The following is a 19430-nucleotide window of genomic DNA, read 5'->3' as shown; positions in this document are numbered from 1 at the left end:
ATCGGCTCCACATAGGGAGACCCGCTGGACTGCGTCCATGAGTGAGAACCAGCACGAGCAGGCTGCGGCCGCCGAGCCGACTCCGACGACGGACACGACGAACGGGTGGGCAGCGGCACCGGCGCCGACCTCGACGCCCACGGCCACCCACGACCAGGCACCCATGTACGACCAGGCGCCCACCTACGACCAGGCGCCCGCGTACGACCAGTACGGCCAGCAGCACCAGCAGCAGTGGGCGCAGCAGCCCCACCGCGCCGACGCCGGGTCGTGGAACGGGCAGTCGCCAGCCCCGGCCGGGCCGACCGCCTGGTACGGCAACGCCGCCCCGTACGGGCAGCGCTCCCGGAAGCCGAAGCCGCCGTGGTTCTGGCCGGTGATCGCGATCGCCGTCGGGTTGGTGGCACTCCTCGCGGGCGGTGGCGCCGGCTTCGCGATCGGACACGCGATCGGTGCGCACCAGACCCAGTCGACGACGCAGGTCCCCGGGCAGGGGTACGGCGGGTTCCCGGGCGGGACGAACGGCGGCACGAACGGCGGCACGAACGAGCTGCCGGGGACCAACGGCGGCACGGGCACCGGGTCCGACGACTCGGGCTCCGGCACGGGCACGGACGGCAGTTCGGGATCGACCGGGACGAGCGGTTCCTCTTCGAACAGTTGAGCGTTACCCTCCGAGCATGCGCAAGGTGACGGCAGGGCTGTTCACGTCGGTCGACGGCGTCGTGCAGGACCCCTTCAAGTTCCAGTACGACAGCTTCGACGACGAGCTCGGTGCGGGCATGGGGGCGTTCATGGCCCGCACCGACACCGTGCTCCTCGGGCGGAACAGCTACACCGAGTGGGCCGAGTGGTGGCCGGCCCACCCCGACGACCCGTTCGCGCAGTGGATCAACCCGATCGAGAAGCACGTCGCGTCGACCACGCTCGGTGACGACCTCGCCTGGCAGAACTCCACGAGGATCCAGGGCGACGTCCACGAGTTCGTGCGGGACCTCACACAGCGGGACGGCGCGGACATCGCGGTGTGCGGCAGCGTGACCCTGGTCCGGAGCCTGCTCTTCGCGGGACTCCTCGACGAACTGCAGCTGATGGTCCACCCGGCGATCGCGGGTGAGGGCCGGAAGCTCTTCGAACCGACCGACCCGGCCACGCGCCTCCGTCTGGTCGACAGCACCGTGACGAGCAAGGGAAACGTCGTGAGCACCTACGGACTGCGCGCCGCCTGACGGGCGTCAGCCGAGCCTCCAGGCCGATGGAGTTGGGCGGGTCGGAACCGGCGTACCGTTGTGGGTGCCGTTCACCGCACAACCCCGGAGCTCACCATGCCGCAGGACACCCGCCCGCACGTCGTCATCGTCGGCGGTGGATTCGCCGGCATCGCCGCCATGCGCGAGCTCGCGGACGCCCCGGTCCGGGTCACCCTCGTCGACCGCCACGTCTACAACATGTTCCAGCCGCTCATGTACCAGGTGGCGACAGGCGGCCTCAACGCCGGTGACGTGACGTACTTCCTGCGCAGCCTCCGCGCGCGCCAGGACAACGCGGAGTTCCGCCACGGGCTGCTCACCGGCATCGACCCGGTCGCGAAGGTCGCCGAGATGTCCGACGGCGAGCACCTGCACTACGACCAGCTGATCCTGGCGAACGGCGTGAACACGAGCTACTTCGGCACCCCCGGTGCGTACGAGTACGCGTACTCGATGTACTCCCGCTCGCAGGCCCTCCGCATCCGCGACGAGCTGTTCACCCGGCTCGAGGAAGCGGCCGCGAACCAGGGCCCCGACGAGATCAAGATCGTCATCGTCGGCGGCGGCGCGACCGGCGTCGAGATGGCCGGCGCGCTCGCCGAGCTCCGCGACCAGGCGCTCGAGGGCGCGTACCCGGAGATCCTCCGCGGCAACATCACCATCACGCTCGTGCACCGGAGCGGCGAGCTGCTGAAGCCCTTCGCACCGCGGCTCCGCCGGTACGCGGCGAAGGTGCTGCGGAAGCGCGGCGTGATCCTCCGCCTGAACACCGGCGTCTCCGAGGTCCGTCAGGACGGCGTGATGACCGCCAGCGGCGAGTTCATCCCGGCCTCGCAGGTCATCTGGGCGACCGGTGTGGCCGCCCACAAAGAGGTGGCGAACTGGGGCATGCCGCAGACGAACGGCGGCCGCATCAAGGTCAACGACGACCTCAGCGTGCAGGGCGTCGACGGCATCTGGGCCGCCGGCGACATCGCGGCGCAGGACGACGCCCTCGCGCAGCTCGCCCAGCCGGCGCTGCAGGGTGGCAAGCACATCGCGAAGCAGATCGTCCGGGTGCTCGAGGGCAAGCCGACGGAGCCCCTGAAGTACCACGACAAGGGCACGATGGCGACGATCGGCACGAACGCGGCGGTCGCACAGCTCCGCGGCGGCATCACGATGGTCGGGCCGGTGGCCTGGGCCGCGTGGGTCGCCGTGCACATCGCGTCGCTGCTCGGCAACGGCAACCGGCTCTCGACCCTGTCGCACTTCTTCGTGCGCTACCTGTGGTTCATGCGGAAGCGCTCGATCCCGATCGTCGGCGACGTCCGCCCGGTGCGCCCGAACGGCGACCGCGAGCCGGAGCCCTGGCAGATGCAGAAGGCCGAGTAGCGCCGGCTTCCCGTCCGCGGAACGACGGGGTCGCTGTCGTACGACAGCGACCCCGTCGTTCCGGGTCGTGGCCGGACGCCTACGACACGCGCACGTCGAAGTACGCGCCGGCCGCGATGTCCTCGGCGAGGGTCGGGCCGGTGGGCTCCCAGCCGAGGAGCGCACGCGTCGCCGTGGAGTCGCCGGACATCTCCATCCCGAAGAACCGCCCGATGAACCCGAAGTGGTCGATCGCGTCCGCTGGGTCGACCGAGGTCACCGGCAGCCCGAGGCCCTCGCCGATGGCCTCGGCGATCGACCGGGTGGAGACGGCCGTCTCGCCGGTGACGTGCATGCGGGTGCCCGCCGGAGCACCTTCCAGCCCGAGTCGCACGAGACGCGCCGCGTCGGAGCGGTGCACGGCCGACCAGCTGTTCGTGCCCGCGCCGACGTAGGCCGAGACGCCGTGCTGCCGTGCAGCGGCGACGATCAGCGAGATGAACCCGTGGTCCCCGACACCGTGCACGGTGGGGGCGAAGCGGGCCGCGATCGAGCGGACGCCCTGGTCCACGAAGTCGAGCGCACGGTTCTCGCTGCCGCCACGCATGGAGCCCGGACCGACGAACGGGTTCGGGTCGGTCTCCAGGCCCGGGCGGTCCCCCGCGAGCCCGGCGATGCCCGACGCGACGATGAAGGGCCGGTCGGTGCCGACGAGGGCGGTGCCGATGGTCTCGACCGCGGCGCGCTCGGCGGCGTTGGTCGCGGCCGGGTTCGACCAGTCGTGCTTGTTGGCGAGGTGCACGACGCCCTCGGCGTCCTCGGCCCCGCGGCGGATGGCGTCGAGGTCGTCGAGGTCACCGCGGACGACGGTGGCGCCAGCGGCCTCGACGGCAGCGGCGGAGGCGTCGGAGCGGGCGAGCCCGGTGACCTGGTGCCCGGCGGCGATGAGCTCGTCGACGGTGGCGGAGCCGATCCAGCCGGATGCTCCGGTGACGAATACGCGCATGGTGTGTCCTTCCTGACGCACTGTCGACGACCAGTGATGTCATCGACTGACATCACTGTACACCGCGATGTCAGACGCTGTCATCAGTAGACTCTCCCCATGGCCCGATGGCAACCCGGAACGCGTGAACGACTGCAGGCGGTCGCGCTGCGCCTGTTCGCCGAGCAGGGGTTCGAGCAGACGACCGTCGCCGAGATCGCCGCCGCGGCCGAGGTCACGGAGCGCACCTTCTTCCGGCACTTCGCCGACAAGCGCGAGGTGCTGTTCGCCGGGCAGGACGACTTCCTCGCGCTGTTCATCGACCCGATCACGGCAGCCCCCGCGGACACGGCGCCGTTCGAGCTCATCGCGCGCTCCCTCGATGCCGCGGGTGACTACTTCCCCCACGACCGGCGACCGTTCTCCCGGGTGCGGCAGACGATCATCGACGCCGAACCCTCCCTCGGCGAACGCGAACTCGGCAAGCTCGCCACGCTGAAGGTCCGGCTGGGCGAGGTGCTGCGCGACCGCGGTGTCCCCGAACCCGCGGCCACCCTGGCGGCCGAGACCGGGGTGACCGTGTTCCACCTGTCGTTCCAGCAGTGGATCGCCCCCGGTGAGGACCGTTCGCTCGCGACCATCGCCCGGGAGCGCCTCGACGCCCTGACGAGCCTGGTGGCGACCGGGCGCACCGTCGGGGGGACGTCCGAGTGACGCCCGCGGCGCCCCGCGCGGAGCGGACCGAGGTGCTGGTCGTCGGCGGCGGACCCGTCGGGGTCTTCCTCGGCGCCCTCCTCGCGCACGCGGGCGTCGACGTGATCGTCTGGGAACGGCGGACCGCCGAACCGGCGGGGTCCCGCGCGATCGGGATCCACCCGCCGTCGCTCGACGCGTTCGCCGCGATCGACGCGGCCGCGCCGGTCCTCGCGGAGGCGGCGCTGGTGCACCGCGGCGTGGCGCGGAGCCGGGGCCGGACACTCGGCACGCTGTCGTTCGACCGCGCCTCCGACACCCACCCGTACGTCGCCACACTCGACCAGCACCGAACCGAACGGATCCTGCGGGAGCGCCTCGCCGCCGCTGCTCCCGAGGCACTCCGGACCGGAGTCACCCTGACCGCGCTCGAGCGCAGCCAGGACCACGTCGACGCGGCCGGCACCGGCCCGGACGGCGAACCGGTCGCCGTGCGGGCGTCCTTCGTCGTCGGCGCGGACGGCGCGCGGAGCACCGTGCGGGACCTCCTCGGGATCGGCACCACCGGGCGCGAGTACCCGGACCGCTACGTGATGGGCGACTTCGCGGATCCGGAGCCCGGGTCCGCGCGGTCCGCCGCCCTGGTCGACGTCGGGCCGGACGGCGTGGTGGAGTCCTTCCCGCTGCCGGACGGTCGCCGCCGGTACGTCGCACTCGTGGGTCGCGGACCCGCCGCCGACGACGAGGTCGACGCCGTGTCGCTCGCGCAGACGATCCGGGACCGCACGGGGGCGCCGGTCGATGCGGACAGCTGCTCGATGCTCAGCGGGTTCCGGGTCCGGCGGCGTGCGGCCGTGCGGGTCGGCGTGGGCCGGGTCGTCCTCATCGGGGACGCCGCGCACGAGATCAGCCCGATCGGCGGGCAGGGCATGAACCTCGGGTGGCTCGACGCCGCGGACCTGGCACCCCTGCTGACCGAGGGCGTCCGGACGGGCAGTGCGGGCCCGTGGCCGGCGTACGCGCGACGCCGTCAGGCGGCTGCCCGCCGGGCGGCTCGTCAGGCCGAGGCCAACATGGCACTCGGTGGACGGGCAGTGGGGCCGACACAGCTCGGACGAGAGGTGCTGTTGCGGACGCTGTTGCGCCTCCCGTCCGCGGATGCGCTCGCGCGTCTGTACGCGATGCGGTGGGCCTGATCCGCCTCAGGCGACCAGGCGCGCCCCGGCCAACCCGAGCTCGACGACGAGGACGAGCGACGAGACGATGACCAGCCGGAACAGCGTCCTGGTCGGCGGACCGGTGAGGACCAGACGCACGCCGACGACCGCCAGCACGACCACCACGACCGTGCCGGCGACCGCGAGCACCACCCCGACGCCGCGGACCGGGTCGTCGCCGGCGAGCTGCCCGAACAGCACCAGGCCCGCCGCGACGACGAGCGAGCCGAACGCGACGATCCCGGACGCCCGCAGCCCCAGCCGGTGCGGGAACCCACGGACGCCGGTGGCAGCGTCGTCGACCAGGTCCGGCAGCACGTTCGTGCAGTGGATGGCGACCCCGAACACGGCTCCGGTCGCGATCGCCCACGCCGCCGGCAACTGCGGCTCGGGACCGGCCGAGACCGCGACGACGGGGAGCAGCCCGAACGCGACGACGAACGGCGCGACCGACCACACCGAGCGCTTGAGTCCGGCGTCGTAGGCCCACCCGGCGGCCACGAGGACCAGGTGCGCGACGGCGGCGACCGGTCCGAGGAACAGCGAGAGCACCACGGCGGCCCCGGCCGTGGTGAACGCCGCGGACCGGACCGTGCGGACCGCGATGAGCCCCTGCGCGACCGGCTTGTCGGAGCGACCGACCGCGCGGTCCCGGTCGGCGTCGATCCAGTCGTTCGCGAGACCGATGGACAGCTGCCCGGCGACGACCGTGAGGGCGACGAGGACCACAAGCCACCAGGGGTGCCCGACGGCGGCGGCGATGACGGCGGCGAGCACGGTGACCGTGACCGTCGGCCCGGGGTGCGACGAGGCGAAGAGCAAGCGCACCGGTGACGTCATCCGTTCACCCTACGGACGGCAGCGCCACCTCGTGGTCGTGGTCCCACGGCTCCGTCCAGCCGAGGCGGTCGAACAGTGCATCGAGCAGCGTCGCGGTGAAGCCCCACACCACGTGCTGGCCGCCCGCGGTGGCGACCGTGAACGCCGGGCCGCGCCACTCCCGGCCGTCCCGGCGGATCACCGTGACGCCGCGGTTCGCCGGTGCGAGCAGGTCCGCAACGGGGACCCGGAACACCGCCGCCGACTCGGCCTCGTCGACGACGCGGACCGGCGACGGATCGCGCCACCAGCCGAGCACCGGGGTGACCAGGTGCCGGGAGAACGCGAGCGGGACCGCGGGGAGCACGCCGAGCACGTCGACGCCGGACGGGTCGAGGCCGGTCTCCTCACGCGCTTCGCGGAGCGCGGCAGCGACCAGGCTCGCGTCACCGGGGTCCAGCCGGCCGCCCGGGAACGCAACCTGGCCCGGGTGCGCACGCAGGGTGTCGGCGCGGGCGAGGAGGAGGACGTCGAGGTCGACCGAGACCGCTCCGTCGTGTGCGCTGTGCGTGCTCGGCACCCGGTCGAGTTCCCCGAAGAGGATGAGCACCGCCGCCTGCCGCGGGTCGTCCACCGGCGGCAGGTCGATCGCCCACGGCGCCACGTCGTCGGCGACCAGTGCTGAGAGCTCGGCGCGCGCGCTCGCCGCCGTCCGTTCGTCGTCCGCCCGCATGGAGCCGATCCTGCCACCTCGGCGCGCGGCCGACCGCCGGTTACGCTCGACGCGTGGACAAGGTCGAGGACGTCAGCCGTGGTGCGTGGCTGATCCCCCGCATGCAGGCGTTCGGGACGGTGGGCGGAACCGTCGGGAGTGGCTTCGAGTCGTACGCTCGGATCCTCCACCCGCTCGAGGCCGACCGTGAGGACCGTTCCGCGGCGGCCGACGAGTTCGGTGAACACCCCGTCCTCGATTCCGCGACGTGGCGGTGGTCGGACGTGGCCGAGCGCACCGGAGCCACCGTGCGAGCCGACGTCCCCTGGCGCACGGTGAGTGGTCGAGACGACGAGACCGAGCTGCGCTTCGACGACGGATGGCGGGTGGGGTTGCCCGAGGAGGGGTGGTTCGACCCACGGCACCTCGCCGCACTGACCGAGCTCCTCACCCGTGCGACGACGACACCGCTCGACCTCGTCATGGCACTGTGGGACGGGTGGGGCGACCTGAACGGCAGTTCCACGCTCGTCGTCGGGTGGCAGGACTCCGCGACGCTCACGGCGACCGAACGCTCCGAGCTCGACGAGTACGCGACACACGCCGCGGCGGAACACCGCCGTGCGCAGGACGCGCTCGTGGCGTCGCTCGCCGGGCCACGACTCGAGCTCCCGTTCCGCGAGTACCTGCTGCTCGCGGTGACCCTGCCGGAGCTCGCCGATCCGACGTGGATGGCGGACGCGCGGGTCGGCACCTACCTGGACTTCGGGCACACACCACAGCTGCTCTGGCCTGAGGACCACGCCTGGGTCGTCGCGACCGAGGTCGACGCGGACTCGACGCTCGTCGCGGGTCCGCGCGGCCTGATCGCCGACGTCCTGGCCGACGAGCGGTTCGAGGTGTTCGAGGTGAGCGCGGTCGACGACCTCGCCTGAGCCGGCACGTCGGCCCGGCGACCCCGCGGCCCGCGGCCCGCGGCCCGCGGCCCGGCGACGGAGTAGCCTGCGCGCAGAGGTGACGGCGCCTGCCACACCACCGCCAGGAGGCGATGACGGTGTCGCACGAGACCGGAGCCCAGGAGCCGAAGCCGCATCGGCACGCCGTCGCGGTCGTGGCCGCCACCACCACCATCGTCGCCGCGGGCGTCACCGTCACGTCCATGCGGGTCGCCGCCGCGGACACGGACCGGGCCTGCTCCCTCGCGGTGGCGCAGAGCACCGCGACGATGACCACGGCGCGGGCGTCGATCGTCGGCGCGGGGACGGCCCTCGTCCGCGTGCGCGGGGTCGTCCTGCCGAACGAGCACAGGACGACGCGGGCCTACGCCGACCGGCCGGGCGCCGACGCGACTCCGGCCGGTCGGTCCGCGATGGACCAGCCCGGCGCGGCGGCGCTCCCGGCACGTCCGAGCGGCAGGGTGCTGATCGCGACGGTCGTGCGCGATCGGAAGGCCCTGTCGGCGGCGCGGCAGAGCACGACCTGTGGATCCCGTGACGACGCCGCGGCGATCGACCGCCGGACCATGCGGACGGCGAGGAGCACCTGGGTCCTCGACCGAGCGTGCACGACCCTCGCCGACGACTTCGCGGCGTTCCAGGACGAGGAACGCAGCCGCTTCGCCGAGGAGCAGCCGCGCCCGCGGGCGAACTGACCACGGACGTCCGTCGAGAAGGGCGATACGATCCGTATCAGCGGGAACGGAGTCAGCATGACGAGCATCGATCCCCGACGCGGAGCCGGGCGCCGGACACGACACGACGTGGAGTCCCTCGTGGACGCCCTGACGTCGCGGATGGACGGGAACGCCGCCGATGTCCGGGCGGCGGTGCTCAGCGTCCTGCACAGCCGCGAGCAGCAGCACCTCGCCGAGATGGAGCTCCGCCGCGGCATCTTCGAGCTCGCCGACCTCGGCATCCCCCAGCGTGAGATCGCCCGGCTCGCCGGCATCTCGCAGCCCGAGGTGTCCCGACGCCTGACCCGACGGGGTCTCACCGCGTCGCACCCCTCACCGCGCGAGGTCATCTCGCAGCGCCAGGCCGGCCTCATCGACTCGGACACCATGGTCCGCGAGCTCTCGACGATGGCGATGACCCACCGGACACCGGCGCGTGACGCCGGGTACGACAGCGCCGCTGCCCAGACCGGCACCGCGAAGGAACTCGCCGCGGCCTTCCAGGACGGCCTCATCAGCGAGGGCGAGTACGAGACCGTCCGCAAGGCGATCGCGGGCCGCCTCGGCCGGGCGCACCGACGGTGACCACCGACCAGGACGACCGCGCGGCACGCGACCGCGACCGTGAACTCCGCGACCGCGACCTCCGTGACCGCACGGCCGCGGAGCTCGCCGCCTTCCTCCAGGAGGCGTGCCTCGACGATCCGTGGACCGACGACCCCGCCGCCAGCAGCCGGCTCCGCTACGCCCCGGACGGCTTCCTGTACACGGCCGAACGGCTGCGCCTGCACGAGGAGCTGCTCGCCGAACACACCGCGCGGACGCCGGCCCCGCCGGACGACGGCACCCTGGCCGTGGTCGTCACCGCGGGTCCGCCCGGTGCAGGCAAGACGACCGCGCTGGCTCGGATGCCGGAGCTCGACGACTACCGGCACATCGACGCCGACGACTTCAAGGACCCCCTGCTCGAGCGGGCCGCCGCCGACGGGCTGCTCGACGCGTGGACGAGCCGGGTGCTCGCGGACGGCCGTCCGGTGCAGCGACGCGAGCTCGCCGGGTACGTGCACGCCGAGTCGACGGCCGTCGCCGACACGCTCCGCCGTCGGTCGCTGCGCGACGGCGAGAACGTCGTCGTGCACGGGACGCTGTCGAGCGTGGACTACCTCGACGACCTGCTGTCCGACCTCGACGAGGCCGGGTACGACCGCCTGCGGATCGTCGACGTCGAGGTGCCGCTCGGATCCGCGCTCGAACAGGCCACCGAGCGCTGGTGGCAGGTCCGGCGCGGCGGTGACCCGCTCGGCGGTCGGTTCGTACCCGAGGCGGCGATCCGCCGGTACTACCCGGCGGACGGCGGCTCGCGGTGCCGGTCGAACGCCTCCGAGCTCGAACGGCGGGCGACCGACCTCGGCTGGCACGTCACGGTCGAGCGGATCGGCTGACCGGCTCTGCAGCGGCGGCTGCGGCCGGGGTCACGGCCGGACCCGTGCCAGCCCCATCGGCAACGCCGCGCGCCCGCCGCCGGAGCATCCCCGACGCCAGCGCGATCCCGAGCAGGATCACCACGCCGCCGACCGGCTCGTTCCACCGCACCCGCTCGCCGAGCACCAGCACGCCGAGCACCACGCCCACCACGGGCGTCAGGTACGTCACGGTGGACGCCCGCGCCGCGCCCCATGCCTGCACGAGCCCGGTGTTCCACGCGTAGGCCAGCCCCGTTCCGAGGCACCCGAGCGCGACCATCGCGGCCACGATCCTCCAGTCCAGGTGCACGGCGCCGGTCGCCGTGAACGGCGCGACCAGCAGCATCAGCCCCGCACCCAGCGTGAGCTGGACGGTCGTCAGCGTGATCGCGTCGTACCCGCTGCCGGCGACGAACCGGCGCATGTAGGCCAGGCCGAACCCGTAGCAGGCGGTCATCCCGATCAGCGCGACCTGCCCGGGCACGGTCGCGAGGACCGCGGGGTCGCCGACGAGGCTCCACGGCCCGACCAGGACGAGCACGCCGAGGATCCCGATGAGGACGCCGGCGAGCTGCCGTCCACGCAGTCGCTCCGCCGGTAGCAGCAGGGGCAGCGCGAGCAGCACCATGATCGGCGTGGTCGCGTTGTAGATGCTCGCGAGGCCGCTCGGCACGGTCTGCTCGGCCCACGCGACGAGGGACGACGGCACCGCGTTGAGGAACACCGCGACGACGAGCAGGTGCCCCCACAGCCGGATCGACCGCGGCCACCGGCGACGCGTCACGAGCAGGATCGCGACGAGCGTGAGGGCGCCGAGGAGCACCCGGCCGAGCGCGACCTGCTGCGGGGAGAGCCCCTCGAGGCCGATCTTCATGAAGAGGAAGCTCGATCCCCAGGTGAGCGCGACGAGCACGAACAGGATGCCGTTCATGCCGCTAGTGTCGAGGCAGCGAACCGCATGAGGCAAACGCATCTGCTTCATGCGCTCATGAGGAGATCACATGCCCGTCACGATCGCGCAGCTCCGCGCCCTGGTCACCACCGTCGACCGCGGGTCGTTCACGCTCGCCGCATCGGCACTCGGGGTCGGCCAGTCCGCCGTCTCGCACGCCGTCGCCGGGCTGGAACGCGAGGTCGGCGGTGCCGTCCTCCGCCGTGGCGGCGTCGCCGCACCGACTCCCCTCGGGGAACGCCTGTTGCCGCACGCCCGCAGCGTGCTCGCCTCCGTCGACAGCCTGGAGGCCGTGGTCCGGCCCGGCACGGCGCGCGGCACCGTGCGCCTCGCCGCCGTCCCCACCGTCTGCCAGGGCCTGCTGCCGCGGCTCCGCGAGCTCTGGGCGGTGACGCTGCCCGACGTCGACGTGCAGGTCTACGAGGGCGACGACGACGAGATGCCGGAGTGGCTGGAGGCCGGCACCGTGGACGCCGCCGTGCTGGTCGACCCCGCGACGATGCCGGACGGGTCGGTGGTCGTCGCGCGGGACGAGATGGCCGCGGTCGTCCGCCGCGACCACCCGCTCGCCGAGGCCACTGCGCTGACGCTCGACGACCTGCACGAGGACGGCCTCGTCGCGGGCGGTGGCGGGTGCGAGTACCAGATCGAGCGGATGCACGAGCTCGCCGGGCAGCCCTTCCGGTACGCGCACCGGGTCCGGGAGATGAGCACGATGTTCGGCATGATCCAGCGGGGCGAGGGCGTCTCGATCGTGCCGACGCTCGGCCGCGTGATGCTGCCGCCGGACCTCGTGATGGTGCCGACGCTCCCCCGGCTCGAGCGCACGCTGGTGCTCAGCGGCCCGTCGTCCCGCCCGTGGAACCCGCTCACGCAGGCCCTCGTCGACGCGGTCTGACGCGGCGCGGAGGGTGCGTCGGCAGGATGGGGTGATGGCCGAGACGCACGTGAAGACCTTCACCGACCCGAACGAGGCCGCGGCCGAAGCCGCCGGCCTGGAGTGGCTCGCCGAAGCCGAGGAGCACGGCGGGACCCGGATCGCACGGGTCCTCGGACGCCCCCGCCCCACCGTGCTCGACCTCGAGCTGATCTCCGACGGCTCGCCGACGAAGCCCCAGGCGGAGCGCTTCGGTCGGTCGCTCGCGCACACACACGCGGCGGGAGCGTCGCACTGGGGAGCGCCGCCGCCCGGGTTCCCCGCGGTCGGACCGCTCCGGATGGGCCGCTCGCGCACCCCCTTCGTCAGCGCGGCAGACGCCCCCGCCACCTGGGGCGCGTTCTTCGCCGAGTACCGGATCCGCGACTTCGTCCGCCGCATCGTGGACACCGGCGGGTTCGACACGGCCGAGGCCGCCGTGTTCGACCGCGTCGCCGACCGGGTCGAGGACGGCACGCTCGGCTCCGCGCAGCCCGCACTCGTCGGCGACGGACCGGCGCGGCTGCACGGCGACCTGTGGGCGGGCAACGTGCTGTGGCCGACCGACGCCTCGGAGCCGACGGGCGCGGTGCTCATCGACGCGACACCGCACGGCGGGCACGCGGAGACGGACCTGGCGCTGCTCGCGCTGTTCGGGCTCCCGCGCCTCGAGACGGTGCTGGCGGCGTACGACGCCGAGTCCCGGTTGGCGTCCGGGTGGCAGGAGCGCGTCGAGCTGCACCAGCTGGCCCCGCTGCTCCTGCACGTGCTGCTGTTCGGCGGCTCGTACACGGGGGCAGCGCTGCACGCCGCCCGCCGCTACGCCTGACGGGCCCCGCGGCCGCACCGCCGCCCGCCCGCCGCTCCGCGCGCCGCAGTCCTTAGACGCGCCACAGGGAGCACATGGCGGCGTTCGGGGAACACCCCGGATGCTCACGGACATGACCACGTACCCGATTCCCGTGACCGATCGAGGCGACCGTGCGCACTCGGGTGCGCCGACCCGTCGCCGAGCCGCCGCGCGGCTCTTCCTCGGCGAACGCGAGGACGCCCGCTGGCTCCGGCCGGCGTTCTGGCTGCTCCTCGTCGTCACCGCCGTCGTGTACCTCTGGAACCTCAGCGAGTCCGGGTACGCCAACAGCTTCTACGCCGCCGCCGTCCAGGCCGGCACGAAGTCGTGGGAGGCCTTCTTCTTCGGCTCCCTCGACTCGTCGAACTTCATCACGGTCGACAAGCCGCCGGCATCGCTGTGGGTGATGGTCATCTCCGCCCGGCTGTTCGGCTTCTCGAGCTTCAGCCTCCTGCTCCCCCAGGCGCTGATGGCCGTGGGTTCGGTCGCGCTGGTCTGGGGCACGGTGCGGCGCACGCTCGTCCGGCTCGGCTCGAGCACCGCGAACGTCGGTGCCCTGCTCGCCGGGTTCGTCGTCGCGGCGACCCCGGCTGCGGCGCTGATGTTCCGGTTCGACAACCCGGACGCACTCCTCGTGCTGCTGATGACCGCGGGCGCGTACTGCACGGTGCGGGCGCTCCCGAGGGGCAGCTGGAAGTGGATCGCCCTCGCCGGTGTCGCCCTCGGCTTCGCGTTCCTGACGAAGATGCTGCAGGGACTGCTGGTCCTGCCGGCGTTCGGCATCGTGTACCTCATCGCGGCGCGCACGACCTGGCCGAAGCGCATCGTCGGCCTCCTGATCGCGGCGGGGTCGCTCGTCGTCGGTGCCGGCTGGTGGGTCCTCGCCGTGGCGCTCTGGCCCGCGGACGCCCGGCCTTACATCGGCGGCTCGACGAACAACACCGTCCTCGATCTCGTCTTCGGGTACAACGGCCTCGGCCGGATCTTCGGCGGCTCGGGCAACGGCGGCGGCGCGACCGGCGGCACCGCCGGGTCGTCGTTCGGCGGGTCGACCGGCCTGGACCGGTTGTTCTCCTCGGAGATGGGCCTCGAGATCTCGTGGCTGCTGCCCGCGGCACTCGTCGCGCTCGTGCTCGGCCTGGTCGTCGTCGGGCGTCGGAAGCTCTCCGACCCGGTGCGCGCGGGCCTCGTCCTCTGGGGCGGCTGGCTCATCGTCACCGGGCTCGTGTTCTCCTACATGTCCGGCACGATCCACCCGTACTACACGGTCGCGCTCACCCCGGCGATCGCGGGACTCGTCGGGACCGGTGGCGCCCTGCTCTGGCACGCCCGGGACCGGATGCGAGGCCGGATGGGCCTCGCCGCGATGATCGGCGTCACGGCGTTCTGGGGCTGGTGCCTGCTCAACGAGAACCCGACGTGGCTGCCGTGGCTCCGCTGGGTGATGCTCGCCGGCGGCCTGCTCTCCGCGATCGCCGTCATCGTCGGCAGCGTCCCGTCGCTCCGGAAGCTCGTCGCCGTGGGCGTCCTCGCCGGCACGCTCTTCGGGCTCACCGGCACCACCGCCTACGCCGTCGCCACGACCACCGTCGCGCACACCGGCTCCATCCCGAGCGTCGGTCCGTCGGGGTCGTCCGGTTCCGGGATGGGTGGCGGCGGCATGCCGGGAGGCTCGGGTGGACCCGGCGGGACCGCCCCCGGTTCCGACACCGACGGCTCCGACAGCACCGGTTCCGACAGCGCCGGACCGCCGGCCCTGCCGGACGGGACGTCCGATGCGGAGTCGGGGACGGGCCTCCCGGCCGGTGGTGACGCGACCGGTGGCGGTGGCGAGAGCGCCTCGACGTCGTCAGCGCTCGCGAAGCTGCTCGAGGCGACGGACACGAAGTGGGCCGCAGCGGTGGACGGATCGCAGTCCGCCGCGCAGCTGGAGCTCGACACCGACACCGCCGTGATGGCGATCGGCGGTTGGTCGAGTGACCCGACGCCGACCCTCGCCGAGTTCGAGGCGGACGTCGCAGCTGGTGACATCAGCTACTACATCTCCTCCGGGACGGGTGGCGGGATGGCCGGCGGATCATCAACGGCCTCGGCCATCTCGGCGTGGGTCGCGGCGAACTACAGTGCGACGACCGTCGGCGGGCAGACCGTCTACGACCTGTCGAGCGGTGAGTAGGCTCGGCCCCGATGGCCGACCGACCGCTGCAGCGCACCGACGGGACACCCGTCCGTGCCCTCGTCGTCGATGACGAGCACGCCCTGGCCGATGCCGTCCGCCTCGCGTTCGAGGCGGACGGCTGGGTCGTGCGTGCCGTGCACCGGGGACGGGACGTCCTGTTCGCGGCCCGGGAGTTCCAGCCCGACGTGATCGTGCTCGACGTGATGCTGCCGGACATCGACGGGTTCGAGGTGCTCGACCGGCTCCGCGATGCCCGCGACGACGTCCGGGTGCTGTTCCTCACCGCACGGGACTCCTCCGAGGACCGGCTCGCCGGACTCACCCGTGGCGGCGACGACTACCTCACGAAGCCCTTCGGCGTCGCCGAGCTGCTGGTGCGGGCGCGGATCCTGGCGCGGACCTCCGCCAGGGTCGCATCGACCGCCGCCGCGGGGATCGCCGTCGGCGACCTCGTGCTCGACGAGGACTCGCGCACCGTGACCCGTGCCGGGGACGCCATCGAGCTGACCCCCACGGAGTTCGAGCTGCTGCGCTACCTGGCGCGGAACGCGAACCGGGTGCTGTCGCGGGAGAACATCCTGACGAACGTGTGGGGGATGGACTTCGGGTCGTCGTCGAACCTCGTCGACATGTACGTGTCGTACCTGCGGCGGAAGGTCGACGCCGGGCGGTCGCCGCTCGTGCAGACCGTGCGCGGTGCCGGGTACGTGCTGCGGCCGGTCGCGTGAACGGATCTGGGGCGCGGCGGGTGCCTGGCGCTCGTCGGGTGCCATCGCTCCGGTGGCGGATCGTCGGGGCGGTGGCGCTGCTGCTCGTCCTGACCAACGTCGTCGTCGGGGTCGTCACCGTCGTGGCGTACCGGGGGTACCTGGTCGACCGGCTCGACGCGGAGCTCTCGACGGCGGCGAACCGGACGCTCGGGCCGGGTGACGGGACGCCGCCGGGCGCTCCCTCGGGTTCGTCTGGTTCGTCTGGTTCCGCTGCGGACCGGCCTGACCCCTCGAACGCGTTCATCGGGGCGCCGGGGCAGGCCGCCGGGACCGTCGTCGCGATCTACCGGGACGGCTCATCGGTGCTCGCCGGGTACACCGACGCGACGGGCGAGCAGCACGGCCTGACCTCGGCGCAGAAGTCGACGCTGGCGGCGGTGGACAGCGACGGGGTTCCCGTGACGGTCACGCTCGGCTCGCTCGGCAGCTACCGTGCGCAGGCGATCGGCTCGGACGGCGACGTCTACGTCACGGCGCTGCCACTCGGCGACCTCCGCGCCTCCATCGTCCGGCTGGTGGCCGTGATCGGCAGTGTGACCCTCGTCGGGCTGCTGGTCGCGGTCTGGGCCGGCGCGATGCTCGTCCGCCGGTCCCTGCGGCCGCTGGAACACGTCGCCGCGGTGGCGTCGAGCGTGACCTCGCTCGACCTCGAGCGCGGCGACACCGACATCCCCGTCCGGGTCGCGTCCGCCGACCTCACTCGGAACCGCGAGGTCGGGGCCGTCGGATCCGCACTCAACCGGCTGCTCGGGCACGTGGCCCGTGCGCTCACCGTCCGTCGCGACGCGGAGGCCGGGATGCGGACGTTCATCGCCGATGCCTCGCACGAGCTCCGGACGCCGATCGCCACCGTCCGGGCGTACGCCGAGCTGTCCTCCGCCTCCGACGACGTCGACGCCCTGCACCAGAACGTCGACCGGATCCAGCGCGAGGCCGTCCGGATGGGGTCCCTCGTCGACGAGCTCCTGCTGCTCGCCCGGTTGGACACGGCCGCCGCCCCCGTCCCCGCATCGGACCCGGTGGACCTGACGTCCGTCGTGGTCGAGGCGACGATGGACGCCCGCGCCACCGCACCCGAGCACCGGTGGACGCTGCAGGTCGACAACGAGCCGATCGTCGTCACCGGGGACGAGGTGCAACTGCGCCGCGTGGTGACGAACCTGCTCGCGAACGCCCGGACGCACACACCCGCCGGCACCGCCGTCGTGGTGTCCCTGCAGCGGGTGGCCGACGAGGTCCGCTTCGTGGTGACGAACGACGGGCCACCCATCCCCGCGGACGCGCTGCCGACCCTCTTCGACCGGTTCACCCGGGGCGAGGCGTCGCGGTCCCGGGAGCACGGGACGAGCGGCCTCGGGCTCGCGATCGTCCGCGCGGTCGTCGAGTCGCACGGCGGCGCGGTGCGCGTGGCATCCGAGCCGGGACGGACGGCGTTCACGGTGTCGTTGCCCGGGTCGCGCCCCGATGCACTGTCGCTTTCGCCGACCTCTTCCCGCGATCCACACCCTCGGACGAACTGATATGTAGTGTGGGAAGCGACTTCGGAGGTGCGGCCTGGACGAGCATCACGGGCCCCGGCGGCTCATCCTCATCGACGAGTCGAAAGCGCGTGACTACCTGCTGGCGACCACTGCGATCGACCCGACGTCCATCGGGATCGCTCGGAAGACCATCCGCGGGCTCGTGCTCCCCGGCCAGAACCGTCTGCACATGACCAAGGAGAGCGAGAGTCGCCGACGCCTCATCCTCGACCGGATCGGGACGCTCCCCCTCGACACGCTGATCTACCGCGCACCGAAGGACGGTCGGAGCGAAGTCGAACGTCGCGCGCAGTGCATCGACGCGCTCGTGACGGACCTCGCTGCTGCTCCGGCGTCATTGCTCTGCTTCGAGCGCGACGAGACACTGGTCGCGCGGGATCGACGACGTGTCGTCGAAGCGTCGCATCGGATCCGCCAACCGATCGAGCACCGGCACGCATCGGCGACGGACGAGCCACTGCTCGCCATCCCGGATGCCCTCGCCTGGGCTTGGGCCCGAGGCGGTCCGTGGCGACGACGGTGTCGTGGGACATCTGAACGCCGACCGTCGGTCTGATCCGAGGTGAGAAAGCGCAAGACCCGAGCGCCCAACCGTCCGGATGGGTCTCGGGTCCACTTCTCGAAGCTCAACGCAACGAGCAATGCCGAGCGTAGCAGCGCGGCATGTGACACACCACCCCGCGCTGGCGGGGTTCTTACCGGCGGCACAGGACGCTGCATCGGTCCCCGCAGGCCCGCTGCCGAGCATCAGCGGTATGACGGAGACGAACCAGACCCTCGACATCGACATCGTCGTCCCCTGCTACAACGAGCAGGACACGCTGGCAGCGCACGTCCGACGCCTGCACACGTTCTGCCGGACGTCGCTGCACCACACCTGGCGCATCACGATCGCCGACAACGCCTCGACGGACGACACCGCGCGGATCGCCGACGACCTCGCCGCGATGCTCGACGGCGTCGACGCGGTACACCTCCCCGAGAAGGGTCGGGGTCGGGCACTCAAGGCCGTCTGGGGCGCGTCCGAGGCGCACGTGCTCGTCTACGTCGACGAGGACCTGTCCACGGACCTCGCCGCGCTCGAGCCCCTCGTGGCCCCGCTGCTGTCCGGACACTCGGACCTGGCGATCGGCACCCGCCTGGCGGACTCGGCGCGGGTGGTGCGCGGCGGGAAGCGCGAGTTCATCTCCCGCTCGTACAACCTGCTGCTCCGGACCACGATGGGCGTCTCGTTCTCCGACGCACAGTGCGGCTTCAAGGCGATCACGCGCGAGGTGGCCGAGCACGTGCTGCCGCTCTGCGAGGACGACGCGTGGTTCTTCGACACCGAGCTGCTCGTCCTGGCCGAGCACGCCGGCCTCCGTGTCCACGAGGTCCCCGTGGACTGGGTGGACGACGTCAACTCGTCCGTGCAGATCCGGGCGACCGCGACGGAGGACCTGAAGGGCATGTGGCGGGTCTCCCGGGGTCTCGCGACCGGACGCGTCCCCGTCAGCGACGTCTACGACGCGATCGGGCGTCGGCCGTTCACACCGCCCCACGTCGGGATCGTCGGGCAGGTGCTGCGCTTCGGCGCGATCGGTGTCGCATCGACGGTCGCGTTCGCCCTGCTCTACGCACTGTTCCGTCCGACGATCGGTGCGCAGACGGCGGACTTCCTCGCGCTGCTGCTCACCGCGATCGGGAACACAGCGCTGAACCGCCGCTTCACGTTCGGGGTGCGCGGGCGGGCCGGCGCGGGGCGGCACCACGTGCAGGGCCTCGTCGTGTTCGGGATCGCGTGGGCGATCACCTCCGGGTCGCTCGTGGTGCTGCACGCCGCGGACCCGGGGTCGTCCCACGGGGCGGAGATCGCCGTGCTCACCGCGGCGAACCTGGTCGCCACCCTGGTCCGTTTCGTGCTGTTCAAGGCGTGGGTGTTCCGGGCCCGGCGTCGCCCGGAGATCATCCGCGCGGGCACCACCCCCGCTGCCGAGGCGAGCAGCGAGGCCGTCACCGAGGTGCTCCCGGTCACGGACACCGCGTCGCGCTGAGGACGCCGCGGGACGTTGAGGACGC

At 72.8% G+C, this 19430-nt stretch carries 20 protein-coding genes; 16 read left to right on the top strand and 4 right to left on the bottom strand.

Annotation, left to right across the window (positions count from 1 at the left end; translation table 11 throughout):
• Positions 1-37 precede the first annotated feature (37 nt).
• The 3 genes from EDF24_RS06685 to EDF24_RS06675 all read left to right on the top strand — a co-directional run bounded on the left by EDF24_RS06685 (position 38) and on the right by EDF24_RS06675 (position 2624).
• A complete protein-coding gene (locus EDF24_RS06685; RefSeq protein WP_185021585.1) occupies positions 38-664 on the top strand; it encodes a hypothetical protein in 627 nt (208 codons plus the stop codon).
• A gap of 16 nt (positions 665-680) precedes the next feature.
• The gene (locus tag EDF24_RS06680; protein ID WP_123655814.1) at positions 681-1229 is read left to right on the top strand and encodes a dihydrofolate reductase family protein; all 549 of its coding nucleotides are present in this window, start codon (positions 681-683) and stop codon (positions 1227-1229) included.
• Positions 1230-1325: 96 nt separating this feature from the next.
• Positions 1326-2624 carry an NAD(P)/FAD-dependent oxidoreductase gene (locus tag EDF24_RS06675; RefSeq protein ID WP_123701723.1) on the top strand — a complete coding sequence of 433 codons (1299 nt, stop codon included), beginning with the start codon at positions 1326-1328 and terminating at the stop codon, positions 2622-2624.
• A 79-nt stretch (positions 2625-2703) separates the two neighbouring features.
• On the opposite strand, the gene EDF24_RS06670 is transcribed toward EDF24_RS06675, so the two are convergent.
• Positions 2704-3609, bottom strand: coding sequence for an SDR family oxidoreductase (locus tag EDF24_RS06670; RefSeq protein WP_123701721.1), 906 nt, complete (start codon positions 3607-3609; stop codon positions 2704-2706).
• A gap of 99 nt (positions 3610-3708) precedes the next feature.
• Between EDF24_RS06670 and EDF24_RS06665 the strand changes: the two genes are divergently transcribed.
• On the top strand, positions 3709-4302 hold the full coding sequence (locus EDF24_RS06665; RefSeq protein WP_123701719.1) for a TetR/AcrR family transcriptional regulator: 594 nt from the start codon (positions 3709-3711) through the stop codon (positions 4300-4302).
• Positions 4299-5477 (top strand): NAD(P)/FAD-dependent oxidoreductase, encoded by a 1179-nt coding sequence (locus EDF24_RS06660; RefSeq protein WP_123701717.1) that lies wholly within the window; start codon positions 4299-4301, stop codon positions 5475-5477. Before EDF24_RS06665 ends, EDF24_RS06660 begins: the two co-directional genes overlap by 4 nt.
• A 6-nt stretch (positions 5478-5483) precedes the next feature.
• On the opposite strand, the gene EDF24_RS06655 is transcribed toward EDF24_RS06660, so the two are convergent.
• Positions 5484-6338, bottom strand: a complete 855-nt coding sequence (locus EDF24_RS06655) for a UbiA family prenyltransferase (protein ID WP_123701715.1) — start codon at positions 6336-6338, stop codon at positions 5484-5486.
• 4 nt (positions 6339-6342) lie between these two features.
• Positions 6343-7050, bottom strand: a complete 708-nt coding sequence (locus EDF24_RS06650) for a CoA pyrophosphatase (protein ID WP_123701713.1) — start codon at positions 7048-7050, stop codon at positions 6343-6345.
• 53 nt (positions 7051-7103) lie between these two features.
• On the opposite strand from EDF24_RS06650, the gene EDF24_RS06645 reads away from it, so the two are divergent.
• From EDF24_RS06645 to EDF24_RS06630, 4 genes are all read left to right on the top strand, one after another.
• The gene (locus EDF24_RS06645; protein WP_123701711.1) at positions 7104-7964 is read left to right on the top strand and encodes a hypothetical protein; all 861 of its coding nucleotides are present in this window, start codon (positions 7104-7106) and stop codon (positions 7962-7964) included.
• Positions 7965-8077: 113 nt separating this feature from the next.
• The gene (locus EDF24_RS06640) at positions 8078-8680 is read left to right on the top strand and encodes a hypothetical protein (RefSeq protein WP_123701708.1); all 603 of its coding nucleotides are present in this window, start codon (positions 8078-8080) and stop codon (positions 8678-8680) included.
• A 57-nt stretch (positions 8681-8737) separates the two neighbouring features.
• Positions 8738-9286, top strand: a complete 549-nt coding sequence (locus tag EDF24_RS06635; RefSeq protein ID WP_132048216.1) for a hypothetical protein — start codon at positions 8738-8740, stop codon at positions 9284-9286.
• Positions 9283-10143, top strand: coding sequence for a zeta toxin family protein (locus EDF24_RS06630; RefSeq protein WP_123701704.1), 861 nt, complete (start codon positions 9283-9285; stop codon positions 10141-10143). The genes EDF24_RS06635 and EDF24_RS06630 overlap by 4 nt, the downstream gene beginning before the upstream one ends.
• Here the strand turns inward: EDF24_RS06630 and EDF24_RS06625 are convergent.
• On the bottom strand, positions 10121-11095 hold the full coding sequence (locus EDF24_RS06625; protein WP_123701702.1) for a DMT family transporter: 975 nt from the start codon (positions 11093-11095) through the stop codon (positions 10121-10123). The two genes, EDF24_RS06630 and EDF24_RS06625, sit on opposite strands and share 23 nt — an antisense overlap.
• 70 nt (positions 11096-11165) lie before the next feature.
• Here EDF24_RS06625 and EDF24_RS06620 point away from each other — a divergent pair, with 70 nt between their 5' ends.
• The 7 genes from EDF24_RS06620 to EDF24_RS06590 all read left to right on the top strand — a co-directional run bounded on the left by EDF24_RS06620 (position 11166) and on the right by EDF24_RS06590 (position 19405).
• A complete protein-coding gene (locus EDF24_RS06620) occupies positions 11166-12014 on the top strand; it encodes a LysR family transcriptional regulator (RefSeq protein ID WP_123701700.1) in 849 nt (282 codons plus the stop codon).
• A gap of 34 nt (positions 12015-12048) precedes the next feature.
• Entirely contained in the window at positions 12049-12861 is an 813-nt protein-coding gene (locus EDF24_RS06615; protein WP_123701698.1) for a fructosamine kinase family protein, read from the top strand.
• 133 nt (positions 12862-12994) lie between these two features.
• Positions 12995-15058, top strand: coding sequence for a glycosyltransferase family 39 protein (locus EDF24_RS06610; protein ID WP_260233374.1), 2064 nt, complete (start codon positions 12995-12997; stop codon positions 15056-15058).
• An 11-nt stretch (positions 15059-15069) separates the two neighbouring features.
• Complete coding sequence (locus EDF24_RS06605) at positions 15070-15789, top strand: response regulator transcription factor (protein WP_123701694.1); 720 nt, start codon at positions 15070-15072, stop codon at positions 15787-15789.
• A gap of 38 nt (positions 15790-15827) precedes the next feature.
• The gene (locus EDF24_RS06600) at positions 15828-17351 is read left to right on the top strand and encodes a cell wall metabolism sensor histidine kinase WalK (RefSeq protein ID WP_123701692.1); all 1524 of its coding nucleotides are present in this window, start codon (positions 15828-15830) and stop codon (positions 17349-17351) included.
• A gap of 190 nt (positions 17352-17541) precedes the next feature.
• Entirely contained in the window at positions 17542-17928 is a 387-nt protein-coding gene (locus EDF24_RS06595) for a hypothetical protein (protein WP_148070819.1), read from the top strand.
• A gap of 199 nt (positions 17929-18127) precedes the next feature.
• On the top strand, positions 18128-19405 hold the full coding sequence (locus EDF24_RS06590; protein ID WP_123701688.1) for a bifunctional glycosyltransferase family 2/GtrA family protein: 1278 nt from the start codon (positions 18128-18130) through the stop codon (positions 19403-19405).
• Positions 19406-19430 lie beyond the last annotated feature (25 nt).

The organism is Curtobacterium sp. PhB130, from assembly GCF_003755165.1.
Classification (GTDB): Bacteria; Actinomycetota; Actinomycetes; order Actinomycetales; family Microbacteriaceae; genus Curtobacterium.
Note: the sequence above shows the minus strand (reverse complement) of the source record. Positions and strands in the feature narration are given on the sequence as shown.